Raw genomic sequence first — 16,821 nt, forward strand, 5'->3', positions numbered from 1 at the left:
GGAAAATGAACAACGCTAAGGCGTTGAATTCAGTGCTTCGGTGAGAGGACTTTTAATCCGCTGGTCGTTGGTTCGATTCCAACACGGCCCACCATTCCGCCGCGCCGCGATCGGTTTCTCGATCGCGGCACCCGCCGCGGGAGTCCGCGGCGTTCGGCGTCGGCGCAGCGGCCGCGCATCCGCGCGGCCGCGTCGCGCTCACTCGACGACGATGCGGGCGTCGCCGGAGAAGGTTTCCACGGTGACGCTGCCGCCGCCGGCGCCGTAGCGGTGGCTGAAGCTGGCGCCGGGGCCGTGTTCGGGGCGCTGGATCGTCGCGCCGGTGGCGCTGATGTCGCCGCTGAAGGTCTCGCCGTGCACGGTCGCGGACAGGTCGCGCGGCAGGTTGAGGACGATGCCGCCGCTGACGGTTTCCAGCGCGACCTTGCCGTCGGCCGCGAGCGCGGTGGCCGCGCGCATGTCGCCGGACACGGTCGAGCCGGTGAGCTTGCGCAGGCGGCTCTCGCGGTTGGCGAAGTCGACGTCGCCGGAGACGGCGGTCAGGCTCACCTCCCCGGCCATGCGGCCGCGCAGGCGGATGTTGCCGCTGACGCTCTCGCTGCGGATGTCGTCGCTGTTGAGGGTCAGGGTCTGGTCGCCGCTGACGCTGTCGATCTCGGCCTTGCGCGGCGCGCCGACCGCGACCACGTCGCCGCTGACGCTGTCGATCGACAGCTCGCCGCCGCCGATGCCCTGCACGTCGACGTCGGCCGCGACCGAGCTGATGTCCAGGCTGGCGAGCAGCGGCACCATCAGGCGCAACTCGGAGGGTTCGCTGGCGTCGCCGCCGACCAGGCCGAAGCGCCTGGGGTAGCGCACGCGCACCTCCAGGCGCTGGCGGTCGCCTTCGATCTCGAGCTTCTCCACGCCGGCGCCGAGGCTGCCGGTGATCTTCACTTCGGGGCGGTCCCAGGCGCGGACTTCGATCCGGCCCTTGACGTTCTCGATCTCGACCTCGCCGCGCGGGTCGAGCGGGCGGGTTTCGTCGATCGGCGTGGCCGCCGGGGCGGACAGCGGCGCCAACAGGCAGGCGGCGAGGAGCAGGGAACGCGGCATGGTCGTCTCCGGATCAGATGTAGGCGCGGCGCATCAGTTCGATGCGGCGGTCGTAGGTGCGGCGCAGTTGTTCGAGCAGGCGCGGCGAGCCGGTCTGGCGCAGTGCGTCGCGGATCAGCGCGGCGTTGCGGTCCAGGTCCTCCAGCACCGGCGTCAGCGCCGGCGGGACCGGCCGGGTGCCGAGTTCGCGCAGGGCGGCGTCGTACTCGCGGGCCATGTATTCGGCCTCGGCCTGGACCAGCCCGCCGTGGCGGGCGGCCAGGGCGGGGCGATCGGCTTCGGCCAGCGGCGCCGGCGCCTCGGAGCGGGACCCCGGCTGCAGCCACAGCACGGCCCCGAGCGCCAGCGCCAGGGCCGCGGCGAGCGCGGCGCCGCCGCTCCAGGCGACGCGGCGCGGCGCCGGCGCGGCCGCGGCGCGCGGCTGCAGGCGCGCGGCGATGCCGGGCCAGAGGTCGGCCGGCGGCTCTTCGTCCCGGCGCAGCGCGCGCAGGCGGAAGCGCAGGGATTCGGGCAGGGTGTCGCGATCGTGGTTCATGCGGACGTCTCCAATCGCGCGCGCAGCAGGTGGCGCGCGCGATGCAGCTGGGCCTTGGAACTGCCGACCGCCATGCCCAGCTCGGTGGCGATCTCGTCGTGGGTCCAGCCTTCGATGTCGTACAGCACCAGCACCGCGCGGGCGCGCGGCGGCAGGCTGGCGACGGCGCGGCCGAGATCGAGGTTCAGCGCGGTGGCGTGGCCGGCCGAATCCTCCTGGCCGAGGTATTCCAGCGCCGCATCGTCGTCCTCCTGCGGCCGGCTGCGGCGGCTGCGCAGCTCCATCAACGCGGTGTTCACCGCCAGCCGGTGCAGCCAGGTGGCGAACGCCGCCTCGTGGCGGAACTCCGGCAGCGCCTGCCAGGCGCGCACGAAGGCTTCCTGGGTCAGGTCCTCGGCGCGGTTGCCGTGGTGGCCGACCAGGCGCGCGATGACCCCGTACACCCGGCCGACGTGGCGCCGGTACAGGGCCTCGAACGCCGCCAGGTCGCCGGCCGCCGCGGCCCGGGCGAGGGCGCGGTCGCCGCTCTCGCCGGCCTCGGGTTCGGGGCTCTGGGTCATCGCGATCAGCATGACAGGATGGATGCCCAGGGACGAGCGGGCGTTTAAACAGGCGCCGGGCATCGCCCGCCGGACGGCCGCCCTGGGCCAGCCGATCGCCGCAGGATCCGCCGCCCTGCCCGGCGGCGGCGACGCCGCTCCGGGCGGCGCGCGTCAGGCGGCGTCGAACAGCCGCTGCAGCACCGCCTCGCCGTAGCGGTCGAGCTTGCCCGCGCCGATCCCGGGGATGCGGGCCAGCTCGTCGAGGTCGTCCGGGGCGTGCTCGGCGATCGCGCGCAGGGTGCTGTCGTGGAAGATCACGTAGGCTGGCACGTTCTGCTCGCGCGCGGTCGCGGCGCGCCATTCGCGCAGCGCGTCGAAGCGGATCCGCGCCTCCGGCGACAGCTCGAACGCGCCCGCCGCGGCGCCGGCCCCGGTGCGGCCCTTGCGCCCGCGCGGCGGCGGCGCCGGCTCGCTGCGGAAGCGCAGGGTCCGTTCGCCGCGCAGCACCGGCCCGCTCGACGCGGTCAGGCGCAGCGCGCCGTGGTGCTCGACGTCGGCCTCGAGCAGCCCGGCGGCGACCAGCTGCCGGAACACGCTGCGCCACTGCCGCTCGTCCAGGTCGCGACCGATGCCCCAGGTGCTCAGGCGCTCGTGGCCCCATTGCCGGACCTTGTCGCTGTCCACGCCGCGCAGCACGTCGATCACGTGGCCGGCGCCGAAGCGCTGGCCGGTGCGGTACACGCAGGACAGGGCCTTGCGCGCGGCCTCGGTGCCGTCCCAGCTGCGCGGCGGGTCCAGGCAGTTGTCGCAGTTGCCGCAGGCGCCCGGGTGGGTTTCGCCGAACCAGCCCAGCAGCGCCTGGCGCCGGCACTGCGTGGTCTCGCAATAGCCGAGCAGGGCGTCGAGCTTGCGCAGCTCCAGGCGCTTGCGCTCCTCGCCGGCCTCGCCCTGCTGGATCAGCTGGCGCAGGTTGACCACGTCGCCGAGGCCGTAGCTGAGCCAGGCCTCGGCCGGTTCGCCGTCGCGGCCGGCGCGCCCGGTCTCCTGGTAGTAGCCCTCGATCGACTTGGGCAGGTCGACGTGGGCGACGAAGCGCACGTCCGGCTTGTCGATGCCCATGCCGAAGGCGATGGTCGCGACCATCACCACGCCGTCCTCCTGCAGGAAGCGGCGCTGGTTGCCGGCGCGCGCGGCCGCGTCCATGCCGGCGTGGTAGGGCAGGGCGCGCACGCCGGCGGCCTGCAGCTGTTCGGCGACCGCCTCCACGCGCTTGCGCGAGAACGCGTACACGATGCCGCTCTCGCCGCGGTGCCCGGCGAGGAAGTCGAGCAGCTGGCGCAGCCCGCCGCCGTCCTTGTGCATGATGCGGTAACGCAGGTTCGGCCGGTCGAAGGAGCTGACGAACTGGCGCGCGTCCTCCAGCGCCAGGCGCTCGACGATCTCACGCCGGGTCGGCGCGTCGGCGGTGGCGGTGAGGGCGATGCGCGGCACGTCCGGCCAGCGTTCGTGCAGCACGGTGAGTTGGCGGTACTCGGGGCGGAAGTCGTGGCCCCACTGCGAGACGCAGTGCGCCTCGTCGATCGCGAACAGGGCGATGCCGGCGCCGGCATGGGCGCGCTCGAGCAGCGAGAGGAAGCGCCCGGTCAACAGCCGTTCCGGCGCCACGTAGAGCAGGTCGAGCTCGCCGGCGAGCAGCTGCCGCTCGACCTCGGCCGCGTCCGCGGCGTCGAGCGTGGAGTTCAGGAACGCGGCGCGCACGCCGAGCTGGCGCAGGCCCTCGACCTGGTCCTGCATCAGCGCGATCAGCGGCGACACCACGATGCCGCAGCCGGCGCGCAGCAGCGCCGGCAACTGGTAGCACAGCGACTTGCCGCCGCCGGTGGGCATCAGCACCAGCGCGTCGCCGCCGGCGCGCACGTGCTCGACGATCTGCGCCTGTTCGCCGCGGAAGCCGGTGTGGCCGAAGATGCGGCGGAGCAGGTCGAGCGCGGAATCGGACATGCGCCTAGTTTAGCCGGCGCGCGCCGCGCACACGCCGGAAATCACCGCACCGCGGCGTCGGCGTGCCGGCACCCGGAGCGAAGGGCGGTGCGTGGCGCCGACCGGAGGGCGCAATGCGCGCCGCGGCATGCGCGCCGTTCCGGCGGACGGCGGGGCGGGGCGAGCGCGGGCGAGCGCGGCGGTGCGCGCGGCCGCCGCGGTTCCTGCTCCCGCTGCAGTCGCGGGCGGGAGCGGGTTGGAGGCCGCTTCGGGGCGATGTCGCGGCGGGCGCCGCGCCCGAGCGGAGGATCGCGCGCCTATTGCAGCAGCGAGCGCAGCATCCAGGCGTACTTCTCGTGGGTCTGCAGGCGCTGGGTCATCAGGTCCACGGTCGGGTCGTCGCCGGCGTCGTCGGCGGTCTTGAGCACCTTGCGCGCGGTGCGCGCCACCGCCTCGTTGCCGGCGACCAGCTGGCGCACCATCTCGCGCCAGTCCGGGGTCTCGGTGAGGCCCGGCTCCTCGGCGATCGAGGTCAGGCGGATGAACTCGGCGTAGGAGCCCGGCGCGTTGAAGCCCAGCGCGCGGATGCGCTCGGCCACGTCGTCCAGCGCGTTCCACTGCTCGGTGTACTGCTCCTCGAACATCGTGTGCAGGCTGTTGAACATCGGCCCGGTGATGTTCCAGTGGAAGTTGTGGGTCTTCAGGTACAGGGTGAAGGCGTCGGAGAGGAAGCGCGACAGTCCCTCGGTGATCTTCTTGCGGTCGCCCGAGGCGATGCCGATGTCGATGCCGGGCGCCTCGCCGGCCGCGGCGGGCTTGGCGGTCTTCTTGGTCGCTTTGTCTTTCGCCATGGTGTCGTCTCCTTTGGCTGGACTTTACTGGGACAATAGGCCGCCCCGGCCCAGAAGTGAAATAGCCCGCGGCTGGCGCAACGATCGATGAAGTCAATGAAACCGGCGCAGTCTAACCATCCCGATGCTAGCGAGGCGTTACGCCAGGCGCGCCGCGCCATCGACGGCGCGCTCAGCCGCGATCGCGGCCGCCTGCACGGGCTGTGGTCGCGCTGGAGCGGCAGGCCCGGCGACGCCGGTGCGCGCGAGGCCTTCGCGCAGGCGCTGGCGGCATCGGTCGCGCGCCGGGAGGCGCGCGCGTCGGCGCTGCCCCAGGCGCCGGTGGACCCGGCGCTGCCGATCGCCGGCGAGGCCGGGCGCATCGTCGAACTGATCCGCGCCCATCCGGTGGTGGTGGTCGCCGGCGAGACCGGCTCGGGCAAGACCACGCAGCTGCCGAAGCTGTGCCTGGCCGCGGGGCGCGGCGCGGCCGGGATGATCGGCTGCACCCAGCCGCGCCGGATCGCCGCGCGCACGGTCGCGCGGCGCGTGGCCGAGGAACTGGACGTGCCGCTCGGCGGCGCGGTCGGCTACCAGGTGCGCTTCACCGAGCACGTCGGCGAGCAGACCGCGGTCAAGTTCATGACCGACGGCATCCTGCTGGCCGAGATCCAGTCCGACCGCTGGCTGTCGGCCTACGACACCCTCGTCATCGACGAGGCGCACGAGCGCAGCCTCAACATCGATTTCCTGCTCGGCTATCTCAAGCAGTTGCTCTCCAGGCGGCGCGACCTCAAGGTGATCGTCACTTCGGCGACCATCGACACCGAGCGCTTCGCCGCGCACTTCGGCGGCGCGCCGGTGGTGCAGGTCGAGGGCCGCAGCTATCCGGTCGAGCTGCGCTACCGGCCGCTGGAAGGCGAGGGCGAGGACGACGGCGAGCGCACGGTCAACGAGGGCATCGTCGCCGCCTGCGACGAGATCACCCGCGAGGACCCGCGCGGCGACGTGCTGGTGTTCCTGCCCGGCGAGCGCGAGATCCGCGACGCGCACCTGGCGCTGGAACGGCGCAAGTACCGCGAGACCGAAGTGCTGCCGCTGTACGCGCGGCTGTCGGCGCGCGACCAGGACCGGGTGTTCAATCCCGGGCCGAAGCGGCGCATCGTGCTGGCGACCAACGTCGCCGAGACCTCGCTGACGGTGCCGCGGATCCGCTACGTGGTCGATCCCGGCCTGGCCCGGGTCAAGCGCTACAGCCCGCGCGGCAAGCTCGACCGCCTGCACATCGAGCCGGTCAGCCAGGCCAGCGCCGACCAGCGCAAGGGCCGCTGCGGCCGCGTCAGCGCGGGCGTCTGTTACCGGCTGTATTCCGAGGCCGACTTCGAGGCGCGGCCGCGCTACACCGACCCGGAGATCCGCCGCGCCGCGCTGGCCGGCGTGATCCTGCGCATGCTCTCGCTCGGCCTGGGCAAGATCGAGGAATTCCCTTTTCTCGAACCGCCCGATCCGCGCGCGGTCGCCGACGGCTGGCAGCAGCTGGCCGAACTCGGCGCGATCGACGAGCAGCGCCGCCTGACCGAGGTCGGCCAGCGCATGGCGCGGTTGCCGGTGGACGCGAAGCTGGCGCGCATGCTGGTCGCCGCGCAGCACAACGGCTGCCTGCGCGAGATGCTGGCGATCGCCGCGTTCCTCGGCATCCAGGACCCGCGCGAGCGGCCGGCCGACCAGCGCGCCGCCGCCGACGCCGCGCACGCCGAGTTCGCCGATCCCAAGTCCGAGTTCGTCGGCATCCTCAAGCTGTGGGACGCCTACCAGGCCGCGCACGAGGAATTGACCCAGTCGCAGCTGCGCAAGTGGTGCGAGAAGCGCTTCCTCGGGTTCCTGCGCATGCGCGAATGGCGCGAGCTGCACCGGCAGCTGAAGCTGCTGTGCGAGGAGCTGGGCTGGCAGGCCGGCGAGCGCGCGGCCGATTCCGGTTCGCCGCGCCCGGACTCGCCGCGGCAGGGGCCGTCGTCGTCGCGAGGGCCGTCGCGGCGCGCCGAAAGGAGCGCCGGGAGGAGCGTCGCGGCCGCGCAGGGGAAGCGCGCCGATGCCGCGGCGCGCGACGTTGCCGCGAACGCCGCGCGCGACGCGGCCCGCTCGGCGGAGCCCGCCGCGCCGCCGGGCGGCGTTCCGGCAGGGCGGGACGCCGCCTACACCACGCTGCACCGGGCGTTGCTCGCCGGCCTGCCGACCCAGATCGGCCAGCGCGGCGACCGCGGGATGTACGACGGCCCGCGCGGGCGCAAGTTCCAGCTTTTCCCGGGCTCGCCGCTGGCGTCGAAGCCGCCGCCGTGGGTGCTCGCGGCGACCCTGCTCGACACCGAACGGGTGTGGGCGCTGACCTGCGCCGCGATCGAGCCGGACTGGGCGATCGCGGAGCTGCCGCATCTGCTGGCGCGGCGCTACCACGATCCGCGCTGGTCGCGCTCGCAGGGGCGCGTGGTCGGCAGCGAGCAGGTCTCGCTGTTCGGCCTGGTGCTGGCGCCGAAGCGGCCGGTGCACTACGGCGCGCTCTACCCCGAGGAGGCGCGCGCGATCTTCGCCCGCGACGCGCTGGTCGCCGGCGAGATCAACACCCGCAGCGCGTTCCTGCCGCGCAACCTCGCCACCCTGGCCAAGGCGCGGGAAGAGGAAGCCAAGCAGCGCCGCGCCGGCCTGGTGGTGGACGAGGAGTGGATGGCGCAGTGGTACCTCGACCGGCTGCCGCCGCACGTGCACAACGCGCAGGCGCTGGACGCCTGGTACGCCAGGCTGCCGGCGGAGCAGAAGGCGGCGCTGGAATGGTCGCTGGCCGAGCTGATGATCGGCGACGAGAGCGACGCCGCGCGCTTCCCGCCGTACCTGAAGCTCGGCGACGCGCGCCTGGCGGTGCGTTACCGCTTCGAGCCCGGCGCGCCGGACGACGGCATGACCCTGGCGGTGCCGCTGCACCTGCTCAATGCGCTCGATCCGGCGCGGCTGTCCTGGCTCGCCCCGGGCTTCGTGCAGGACAAGGCCGCGGCGCTGATCAAGACGCTGCCCAAGGCCCTGCGCCGCAACTTCGTGCCGGCGCCGGACTTCGCCCGCGCCTTCCACGAGGCGCATCCGCAGCCGGGCGCCGACAGCCTCGCCGGCGAGCTGGCGCGTTTCCTGCGCAGGCTGGGCGGCGTCGAGGTGGCGGCGACCGACTTCGACGAAGCGGCGCTGGAGCCGCACCTGCGCATGAACCTGCGCCTGCTCGAGGACGGCCGCGTGCTGGCCGAATCGCGCGACCTCGACGAGCTGCGCGCGCGTTTCGGCGCGCGCGCGGCCGAGGCGTTCGCGGCGCGCGCCGCCGAAGGCCTGGCGCGGCAGGCGCTGACCGCGTTCCCGGATGCGCCGATCCCGCCCATGGTGCGCGGCGCCGGCGGCGTGCCGGCCTACCCGGCCTTGCACGACGACGGCGATGCGGTCTCGCTGCGGGTCCATGCGCAGCGCGAGGAGGCCGCGCGCGAACATCCGCGCGGCGTGCGCCGGCTGCTCGCGCTGGCGCTGGCGGACAGGCTCAAGCAGGCGCGCAAGCAGCTGCCGGTCTCGCCCAAGACCGGGCTGCTGTACGCGGCGATCGAATCGGCCGGGCCCCGCGCCGATGGACTGAAGGACGGCGACCGCCTGCGCGCCGATCTGGTCGACGGCGCGTTCGACGCGCTGGCCGCGGAAGGGTTGGACGGGATCCGCGATGCGGAGGCTTTCGCCGCGCGCCGCGATGCCGTTGCCAAGGCGCTGTTCCCGGAAGCGATGGAGCGGCTGCGCCAGGCCGAGGCGATCCTGGCCGCGGTCGCCGAGGTGCGCGCCAGGCTGGAATCGCCGTTGATCGGCTGGGCCAGCGGCAATCTCGACGACATGCGCGCGCACCTGGCCGCGCTGGCGCCGCCGGGCTTCCTGCGCACGACGCCGGCGGCGGCGCTGCGCGAGTACCCGCGCTATCTCAAGGCGCTGGCGCTGCGCGGCGAGCGTGCGCTGCGCGACCCCGGCAAGGACCAGGCGCGGATGCTGGAACTCAAGCCGTTCGTCGATGCGCTCGAACAGGCCGCGGCCGACGGGCGGGGCGAGGCGCCCGAGTGGCAGGCGCTGCGCTGGGATCTCGAGGAACTGCGCGTGTCGCTGTTCGCGCAGGAGCTGGGCGTGCGCGGCGGCGTGTCGGCGAAGAAGCTGGCGCAGCGGCTGGCGCAACTGCGCGGCGCATAGCGGTTGTTCCGGTCGCGAAGCGCCCCCGGCCGCGGCCCCGCGCGGGCGGCGCGAGCCCGGCCTGCGTGCCGCGGCGGCGCCTCGCGCCGCGCCGGTCCGTCTTGCTGGCGTTCGTCCGCGTCCTTCGCGGTCGCGGCTTTCGCCCTTTCGCCGGGCGCCGCGATCTACTCGATGCGCTGCACCTTGGCCTTCGGCGTCTCGCCGTCGATCTGCAGATACCAGGCGCCGAACGCGCCCGGCTGCACGCTGACCTTGGCGCCGGTCAGCGGCCTGCGCAGGTGCAGCGAGCCTTCGACCACGCGCCAGCGCTGCCCGTTGTCGAGGGCCAGCACCTGGCCCGGCGCCCAGCCGCGGGTTTCGCCCACCAATGCGGCGCGCACCGGCTGCGCCGGCGGCGCGCGCCGCGGCCGCAGGCCCGCCTCGCTCGCGGCCTCGCGCGACCGCTCCTCGCGCAACAGGCGGTTGAGCAGCGCCAGCTGCTCGGCACTGAGGCCGTCGAGGCCTGTGGCCTGCAGCTGTTCGGCGCTGAGCCGCTTCTCCAGCGGCACGTAGCCGTCGTCCTGGGCGAGGGCGAGCGGCGCGAAGGCCAGCAGCAGGGCCGCGCGGCAGGCCGCGCCGGCCAGGCGCGCACGAAGCGGCGGGCCGGCGCGCCCGTTCATTTCACCCGCTCCACCTTGGCGCGGGTGTTGTAGCCCTCGACCGACATGTACCAGGCGCCGCCGATCAGGCTCGGCGCGATCCGCACCGCCGGCGCGTCCAGGCGCACGCCGGCGAGCGAGGCGTCGTCGGTCTGCTTCCACACCTGGCCGTTGTCGAGCGCATAGCTGCGGCCCTTGCCGAAGCCGCGGAACTCGCCGCTCAGCCGGCCGACGATCGGCTCGCGCGACGCGGGGGCGGCGAGCAGCCCGCGGTTCTCGTCCGCGGCCTGCCGCTTCGCGCTCTCGGCGGCCTTCGCGGTCTCGGCCTCGAGCTTGCCGTCCAGCCACGCGTTGAGGTTGGCCAGTTCCTCCGGCGTCAGTTTCCCCAGGCCGGTGGCCTCGAGCTGCTCGGGCGTCATCTGCTGTTCGATGCGCTGTTGCGCGAACGCGGCCGGCACCGCCAACGCGAGCGACGCGGCCAGGACGAGCGGGCGGGTGAAGAGCATGCGCTGTTCCTCGGGACGGATGGCGGCTAGTGTAGACCGTCCCCCGCCGTTCCGAATCGCGTCCGCCGCACCATGGCCCCTGCGTCCCCCGAGCTGAGCGCCGCTCTCGCGCACCCGGCCGCGGCGGCGGTCGCGCCCGCGCTGCGGCAGGCGCTGGCGCAGGCGGCGCAGCAGCCGGCCGCCGCGGCGCAGGCGCGCGACCCGGCCGAGGTCGTCGCCGCGACGCTGGATGCGCTGGCCCTGCTCGGCGCCGACGGCGACGCGGTCGCGGCGGCGATCCTGCATGCCTACCCGGGCTGGCAGGCGCAGCTCGCCGCGGAGCTGGAGAAGCGCCATCCGGCGCTGGTCGCGCTGCTGGAGGGCCAGCGCGCCGCCGCGCAGGTCTGGACCCTGCATGCCGAGCGCCGCGGCCAGTCCGGCAACGAGGGGCTGCGCCGGTTGCTGCTGGCGATCGTGCGCGATCTGCGGGTGGTGCCGATCCTGCTGGCGCGGCAGTTGGCGCGCATGCGCCATGCCGAGCGCCTGCCCGAAGCCGAACGGCGGGCGCTGGCGCAGCTCACCCGCGACATCCACGCGCCGCTGGCCAACCGCCTCGGCATCTGGCAGCTGAAGTGGGAGCTGGAGGACCTCGCGTTCCGCTACCTGGAGCCGCAGATCTACCGGCAGATCGCGCGCCTGCTCGACGAGAAGCGCAGCGACCGCGAGCGCTACATCGAGCAGGTCAAGCGCACCCTCGGCGAAGCGATGGCGGCGCAGGGCATCCGCGCCGAAGTCGCCGGCCGGCCCAAGCACATCTACAGCATCTGGAAGAAGATGCAGCGCAAGGGCGTGCCGATCGGCGAACTGTACGACCTGCGCGCGGTGCGGGTGATGGTCGACGGCGTCGCCGACTGCTACGCCGCGCTGGGCGTGGTGCACGCGACCTGGGCGCCGATCCCGAGCGAGTTCGACGACTACATCGCCCGGCCCAAGCGCAACGACTACCGCTCGCTGCACACCGCGGTGGTGGGGCCGGAAGGCAAGACCCTGGAGGTGCAGATCCGCACCCACGAGATGCACCGCCAGGCCGAGCTCGGCGTGGCCGCGCACTGGAAGTACAAGGAGTCGGGCAGCCAGAGCGCCGACGCGGCGTTCGACCGCAAGATCGCCTGGATGCGGCGGTTGCTGGAAGCCGCCGGCGAGGGCCGCGAGGACGCCACCCTGGCCGGCGAGCTCGACACCGAGCTGGTCGAGGACCGCATCTACGTGCTGACCCCGAAGGGCGAGGTGGTCGACTTGCCGGCCGGGGCGACGCCGCTGGACTTCGCCTATCACGTGCACACCGAGGTCGGCCATCGCTGCCGCGGCGCCAAGGTCGACGGCCGCATCGTCCCGCTCGACCACAAGCTGCGCAGCGGCGACCGCGTCGAGATCCTCACCGGCAAGACGGCCGAGCCGCGCCGCGACTGGCTGGTCGCGACCAACGGCTTCCTCGCCAGCGGCCGCGCCCGCGACAAGGTCCGGGCCTGGTTCCACAAGCTCGACCGCGCGCGCAACGAGGCCGCCGGCAAGGAGCTGCTGGACAAGGAGCTGCGCCGGCTCGGCCTGCTCGGTGCCGAGCTCGGCCCGGCGCGCGAGAAGTTCAACCTGGCCAGCGACGGCGAGCTGTACGTGCAGGTGGCGCTGGGCGACATCGGCCCGCACCAGGTCGGCCGCGCGCTGCTCGAGCACGAGCGCGCCGCCGCCACGCCGGCGATCGCGGCGCCCGCGGCCGAGCTCGCGCCGGCGGCGCCGCGCAAGCTGCCGCGCAAGAGCGCCGACTTCACTGTCGAGGGCGTCGGCAACCTGCTGGTGCAGCTGGCGCGCTGCTGCCAGCCGTTGCCGGGCGAGCCGATCGTCGGCTATCTCACCCGCGGCCGCGGCGTCAGCGTGCACCGGCCCGGCTGCGCCGCGTTCGAGCGCCTGGCGGCGGCGCAGCCGCAGCGGGTGCTGCCGGTGGAGTGGGGCCGCGCCGGCGGCGGCTACGAGGTCGACGTCGAGCTGGTCGCGCTGGACCGCAAGTGGCTGCTCAAGGAGGTGAGCAACACCATCGCCCAGGCCAATGCGCACGTCGCCAGCATCCGCAGCGAGGCGCTGCGCGGCGGTGCGCGGATGCGCCTGCGGTTGCGCCTGCGCGTGGCCGACTACGGCCAGCTCGCGACGCTGCTCGGCAAGCTGGCCGCGCTGCCCGGGGTCGAGGAAGCGCGCCGTCGCTGAAGCCCTCGGCGCCGCCATCCGGCCGTTGGCGCGGCATGCGACGGCGACGCTGCGCCGTGCGCGCCGCCGCCGCGCCGGCGCGGGAGCGGCCGGTGCGATGCCGCTGCCGCAACGATGCCGGCGATGTCCCCACCCGGCATCGTCTGCCGCGCGGCGCGGGCTCGCCGTCCTTGCGCACCGCCGCGCATGCGCATCGATCGGGCGCGGCCGGTACGGCGGACGAGCCTGTGCGGCCCATCGCGGGCGACGCGGCGAGGCCCCGCTATGCTTGCGCGGTGACGTCGACGCCACCCTCTTCCGATCGCGCCGCCCGACCGCCCGCGGAGCGGATCGAACCGCGGCTCGGCGCACCGCTGCCGCCGCGCGCGCCGCGGTCGCCACCGCCGGCGCCGCGCGCGCGCGCAGGTCGGAGGGCGGTGCTCGCCGGGCTCGCTTTGCTGCTGATCCTGGTGCTCGCGCGCCAGCCCCTGTCCGACTGGCTGTGGCCGGAGACCCGGCTGCAGCAGCTGCGCGAGGCGGCCGAGCAGGCCTTGCGCGAAGGCCGGTTGAGCGCGCCGGACGGCCGCGGCGCGCGCGAGCTGTTCGAGGCGGCGCTGGCGCTGGACCCGGACCGCGGCGAAGCGCGCGTCGGCCTGACCCGGGTCGGTCGCGCCGCGCTGGCGCAGGCCGAGCACGCGCTCGCCGCGCGCCGCTATCCGGAGGCGCACCGCATGCTGCAGCTGGCGCGGGAGCTGGCGTTGCCGCGCGCCGAAACGGAGGCGTTCGCGCAGCGCCTGCGCGCGCGCGAAGCGGCCGAGGCCGGCATCGACCGGCTGTTGGCGCGGGCCGCGGCGGCGCGCCGGGCCGGCCGCCTCGACGGGACGGCCGATGCCGCGCTGCCGCTGTACCAGCGCGTGCTCGAACTGCGCCCGGACCAGGTCCAGGCGCTGGAAGGGCGCGAGGACACCCTGGCCGACCTGCTGCAGCAGGCGCAGGCGCGGCTCGACCGCGGCGACCTGGACGTGGCGGCGGCGCAGATCCGCCGCGCGCAGGCGGCCGACCCGGCGCACATCGGCCTGCCGGACGCGCTGGCCGCGCTGGCGCAGGCCGTCGAACGCGCCCGCCGCCGCGCCGATGCCGATCTGCGGCGCGGCCGCCTCGCCGCGGCCGCCGGCGGCTACCGCGCGGTACTGGCCGCGGCCGCCGACGATCCCGCCGCGCAGCGCGGCCTGCAGCGGGTGGCCCAGGCCTATGCCGAGCGCAGCCGGCGGGCGGCCGCCGATTTCCGCTTCGACGAAGCCGAGGCCGCGCTGCGCGAAGCGCGGGCGGTGGCCGTCGAGGCGCCGGGCATCGCCGAGGCCGAGCAGCGCCTGCGCCGCGCCCGCGCCGCCGCGCACCGGTTGGACCCGCGGCTGCCGCCGGCCGAGGCGGATGCGGCCGCGGCACGCGGCGACCTGCTCTCGCCGCCGGGCGACAGCGCCTTCGACAAGCTGCGCGCGGCGCAGGCGCTGGCGCCGAACGATGCGCGCGTGGCCGCGGCGCGCGCGCGGCTGCGCCCCGCCGCGCGCGCGTGCTTCGAGCGCGAACTGCGCGGCAACCGGCTCGCCCGCGCCGGCGCCTGCCTGGACGCGTGGTCCGCCTTGGAAGGCGACGCGGCGCTGCTGCGCGCGGCGCGCCAGCGCCTGGCGCAGCGCTGGGTCGCGGTCGGCGACGAGCGCCTCGGTGCCGGCGAGATCGAGGCAGCGCAGGCGGCGCTGCGCGCGGCGCGGGCGCTGTACCCGGACGAGCCGGGACTGCCGGGCCTGGCCGCGCGCCTGCGCGCTGCGGGCGCGCCGGAACGCTGAGGTCGCGTCCATCGTTTGCTTCGCGTCGATTTCGCCGACGCCGAGGCGTTCCGCTGCTCACCCTTGCAGCGTGTGCGGACAACACGGCGGGCGACGGTCACGGACGCCATGCGCCACGAGCGGCGCCCGCGGCGGCGTGCCCGGATTCCCCGACCCGCCGTGCTGGCCACCGCGACGATCCACGGCGCGCATGCACCCAGCTGGGCTATTGCGCGTCGCCCAGCAGCACCCGGCGCACCGTCGACCGCGCGGCGTCCAGCGAGAAATGGCGTTCCACGTTCGCCAGGCCGTTCGCCGCCAGGCGCTGCCACAGCGCCGGGTCGCGGTACAGCCGCAGCACCGCCGCGGCGAAGTCGGCCGCGTCGTCGGCGAGCAGCACGTCCTCGCCGTCGCGCAGGTGCATGCCCTCGACCGCGCAGGCGGTGGCCACCACCGGCTGGCCGTGCGCCATGCTCAGGTTCACCTTGCCCTTGACCCCGGCGCCGAAGCGCAGCGGCGCGAGCGCGACCCGCGCGCCTTCCATGTACGGGGTCAGGTCCGGCACGTGGCCGTGGACGCGCACGCCCGGCTGCGCCGCCAGCGCGGCGACTTCGGCCGGCACGTCGCCGCCGATGCAGTGGAAGACCAGTTCCGGCGCCTCGGCGCGGATGCGCGGCCATATTTCGGCGACGAACCAGCGCACCGCATCGACGTTCGGCGGATGGCGGAAGCCGCCGACGAACACCAGGTCGCGGCGTTGCTCGTACGGCAGGCCCGGGCCGTGCACCCGATGCAGGTTGGACAGGATCTCGACCCGGGCCCGCGGCGCGTCGCGCGCCAGCAGTTCGCGTTCGACCTCGCTGACCACCAGGGTCGCGTCGGCCGCGCCGATCATCTCCAGTTCGAGGCGGCGGGTGCGCTCGGCCGCGCGCAGCAGCGCAGGATCCCCTGCGAGCTCGGCGCCGCGGCGTTCGCGCAGGTAGTGCAGGTCGACCGTATCGAACACGATCCGCGCCTGCGGCGCGTAGCGGCGCAGCAGCGGCAGCCACTCGCGCAGCACGTAATGGCGGCACACGACCGCGGCATCGAAGCGGCGGCCGTGTTCGCGCAGCCAGGCCGAGACCGAGGTGATGTAGGGCGCGTGCCAGCATTCCACGCCGAGCTGTTGCAGCGCCTCGGTGTAACGGCCCGCGTGGTTGAAATCGGCTGGAAGGAACGTCACCCGCGCGCCCTCCTGACCGAGCAGTTGCATCAGATTGACCAGGCGCAACGAGGCCGAATCGCGGTCGGCGCGCGGCGTGGCACTATCGACGATCAGCAACCGCGCTCGGCGGTCCGCGGCGGCCTCGGGGTCGGCGCGCGGCGACGGCTGGGCCGCCAAGGCTTCGCGCCACTTCTCGGCGAAGATCGCGCGGTTGCGTACCTGATACGCCTTGACGCCGCTGCCCAGGTCGGTGCCCGCGGTCACGCCTTCCAGATGCACCACGCGCGCCGCGGGTTGGCAGAGCACCTGGCGCCCGGCCGCGCGTACCGCGAAGGCGAGGTCGGTGTCTTCGTAGTAGGCAGGCGCGTAGCGCGTATCGAAGCCGCCTGCCTGCATGAACAATGCACGCGGCACGGTGATCGCCGCGCCCGAGCAATAATCGGCTTCGCGCAGGCAGGCGTAGCGCGGATCGTCCGGGTCGCCGAACCGGCCGTAGTTGTGCGCGCTGCCGTCGGAGAACACGATGCCCCCCGCCTCCTGCAGCCGCCCGTCCGGATAGATCAGCTGCGCCCCGACCAGGCCGGCGCCCGGGCGCGCCGCGAAGGTGTCGAGCAACCGGTCCAGCCAGCCCGGTTGCGGCACGGTGTCGTTGTTGAGGAACACCAGGTATTCGCCACGGGCGAGCGCGGCGCCGTCGTTGCAGGCGGCGATGAAGCCGCCGTTCTCGCGCCGGCGGTGGTAGCGCAGCCCTTCGACCTGCAGGAGCGTGGATTCGGTCTCATCGCAGGAGCCGTCGTCGACGACGATGATCTCCATGGCCGCCTGCGGCGGATGCGCGGCCAAGGCGCGCAGGCAGGTCACCGTGTGCGCGCACTGGTTGTAGACGGGGATCACGACGCTTGCGCGCGGCGCGGCGCTGTGCGGCACCGCAAAGGGTGCGAACGGCACCGGTTCGGGCAGGTACAGCGCGGCGCGGCGCTCGGCCGGCACCCGCCGGAACTGCTGGCGCACGCGGCTCCAGGTGGGCCCGAGCCCGCGCGTGCGCAGGCTGGCCAGGCCGCGCCAGAACAGGCCGGTGACGCGCCGATACAGGAACCGCAGATCGGTCCGGTTCAACGCCATGGTGTCGTGGTCATGCAACGGAACTCCTTAACGCAAGCGGCACGCGCCGCGGGCCCGCGCGCGGCGGCGGCGGGCGGCTGCGCT

At 74.6% G+C, this 16,821-nt stretch carries 11 protein-coding genes; 3 read left to right on the top strand and 8 right to left on the bottom strand.

Annotated features, from left to right (window positions below):
- Window positions 1–198 precede the first annotated feature (198 nt).
- The 5 genes from EDC50_RS14420 to EDC50_RS14440 form a co-directional block, all read right to left on the bottom strand.
- Window positions 199–1,095, bottom strand: a complete 897-nt coding sequence (locus tag EDC50_RS14420; protein WP_123771200.1) for a DUF4097 family beta strand repeat-containing protein — start codon at window positions 1,093–1,095, stop codon at window positions 199–201.
- A gap of 13 nt (window positions 1,096–1,108) precedes the next feature.
- A complete protein-coding gene (locus EDC50_RS14425; RefSeq protein ID WP_123771201.1) occupies window positions 1,109–1,630 on the bottom strand; it encodes a hypothetical protein in 522 nt (173 codons plus the stop codon).
- The gene (locus EDC50_RS14430) at window positions 1,627–2,202 is read right to left on the bottom strand and encodes an RNA polymerase sigma factor (RefSeq protein WP_425477941.1); all 576 of its coding nucleotides are present in this window, start codon (window positions 2,200–2,202) and stop codon (window positions 1,627–1,629) included. Before EDC50_RS14430 ends, EDC50_RS14425 begins: the two co-directional genes overlap by 4 nt.
- Window positions 2,203–2,343: 141 nt before the next feature.
- Window positions 2,344–4,173 carry a DNA helicase RecQ gene (gene recQ, locus EDC50_RS14435; protein ID WP_123771203.1) on the bottom strand — a complete coding sequence of 610 codons (1,830 nt, stop codon included), beginning with the start codon at window positions 4,171–4,173 and terminating at the stop codon, window positions 2,344–2,346.
- 296 nt (window positions 4,174–4,469) lie between these two features.
- Window positions 4,470–5,003 carry a Dps family protein gene (locus EDC50_RS14440; protein WP_123771204.1) on the bottom strand — a complete coding sequence of 178 codons (534 nt, stop codon included), beginning with the start codon at window positions 5,001–5,003 and terminating at the stop codon, window positions 4,470–4,472.
- An 87-nt stretch (window positions 5,004–5,090) separates the two neighbouring features.
- Here EDC50_RS14440 and hrpA point away from each other — a divergent pair, with 87 nt between their 5' ends.
- On the top strand, window positions 5,091–9,230 hold the full coding sequence (gene hrpA, locus EDC50_RS14445; RefSeq protein ID WP_123771205.1) for an ATP-dependent RNA helicase HrpA: 4,140 nt from the start codon (window positions 5,091–5,093) through the stop codon (window positions 9,228–9,230).
- A gap of 164 nt (window positions 9,231–9,394) precedes the next feature.
- Here hrpA and EDC50_RS14450 read toward each other — a convergent pair whose 3' ends face one another.
- Both EDC50_RS14450 and EDC50_RS14455 read right to left on the bottom strand, forming a co-directional pair.
- The gene (locus EDC50_RS14450; protein WP_123771206.1) at window positions 9,395–9,889 is read right to left on the bottom strand and encodes a hypothetical protein; all 495 of its coding nucleotides are present in this window, start codon (window positions 9,887–9,889) and stop codon (window positions 9,395–9,397) included.
- Window positions 9,886–10,374, bottom strand: coding sequence for a hypothetical protein (locus EDC50_RS14455; RefSeq protein WP_123771207.1), 489 nt, complete (start codon window positions 10,372–10,374; stop codon window positions 9,886–9,888). The genes EDC50_RS14450 and EDC50_RS14455 overlap by 4 nt, the downstream gene beginning before the upstream one ends.
- 72 nt (window positions 10,375–10,446) lie before the next feature.
- Between EDC50_RS14455 and EDC50_RS14460 the strand changes: the two genes are divergently transcribed.
- Complete coding sequence (locus EDC50_RS14460; RefSeq protein ID WP_123771208.1) at window positions 10,447–12,609, top strand: RelA/SpoT family protein; 2,163 nt, start codon at window positions 10,447–10,449, stop codon at window positions 12,607–12,609.
- Window positions 12,610–13,025: 416 nt separating this feature from the next.
- Window positions 13,026–14,432 carry a hypothetical protein gene (locus EDC50_RS14465; protein ID WP_244922531.1) on the top strand — a complete coding sequence of 469 codons (1,407 nt, stop codon included), beginning with the start codon at window positions 13,026–13,028 and terminating at the stop codon, window positions 14,430–14,432.
- A 205-nt stretch (window positions 14,433–14,637) separates the two neighbouring features.
- Here EDC50_RS14465 and EDC50_RS14470 read toward each other — a convergent pair whose 3' ends face one another.
- Window positions 14,638–16,737, bottom strand: a complete 2,100-nt coding sequence (locus EDC50_RS14470) for a glycosyltransferase (protein WP_123771306.1) — start codon at window positions 16,735–16,737, stop codon at window positions 14,638–14,640.
- Window positions 16,738–16,821: the final 84 nt, after the last annotated feature.

Source organism: Vulcaniibacterium tengchongense (assembly GCF_003814555.1).
GTDB lineage: Bacteria > Pseudomonadota > Gammaproteobacteria > Xanthomonadales > Xanthomonadaceae > Vulcaniibacterium > Vulcaniibacterium tengchongense.

Bases quoted from the DNA above. Each gene is read 5' to 3' on its own strand.
- hrpA (WP_123771205.1), top strand. From the start codon at position 5,091: ATGAAGTCAATGAAACCGGCGCAGTCTAACCATCCCGATGCTAGCGAG.
- recQ (WP_123771203.1), bottom strand. From the start codon at position 4,173: ATGTCCGATTCCGCGCTCGACCTGCTCCGCCGCATCTTCGGCCACACC.
- EDC50_RS14450 (WP_123771206.1), bottom strand. From the start codon at position 9,889: ATGAACGGGCGCGCCGGCCCGCCGCTTCGTGCGCGCCTGGCCGGCGCG.
- EDC50_RS14460 (WP_123771208.1), top strand. From the start codon at position 10,447: ATGGCCCCTGCGTCCCCCGAGCTGAGCGCCGCTCTCGCGCACCCGGCC.
- EDC50_RS14430 (WP_425477941.1), bottom strand. From the start codon at position 2,202: ATGCTGATCGCGATGACCCAGAGCCCCGAACCCGAGGCCGGCGAGAGC.
- EDC50_RS14470 (WP_123771306.1), bottom strand. From the start codon at position 16,737: ATGGCGTTGAACCGGACCGATCTGCGGTTCCTGTATCGGCGCGTCACC.
- EDC50_RS14425 (WP_123771201.1), bottom strand. From the start codon at position 1,630: ATGAACCACGATCGCGACACCCTGCCCGAATCCCTGCGCTTCCGCCTG.
- EDC50_RS14440 (WP_123771204.1), bottom strand. From the start codon at position 5,003: ATGGCGAAAGACAAAGCGACCAAGAAGACCGCCAAGCCCGCCGCGGCC.
- EDC50_RS14455 (WP_123771207.1), bottom strand. From the start codon at position 10,374: ATGCTCTTCACCCGCCCGCTCGTCCTGGCCGCGTCGCTCGCGTTGGCG.
- EDC50_RS14420 (WP_123771200.1), bottom strand. From the start codon at position 1,095: ATGCCGCGTTCCCTGCTCCTCGCCGCCTGCCTGTTGGCGCCGCTGTCC.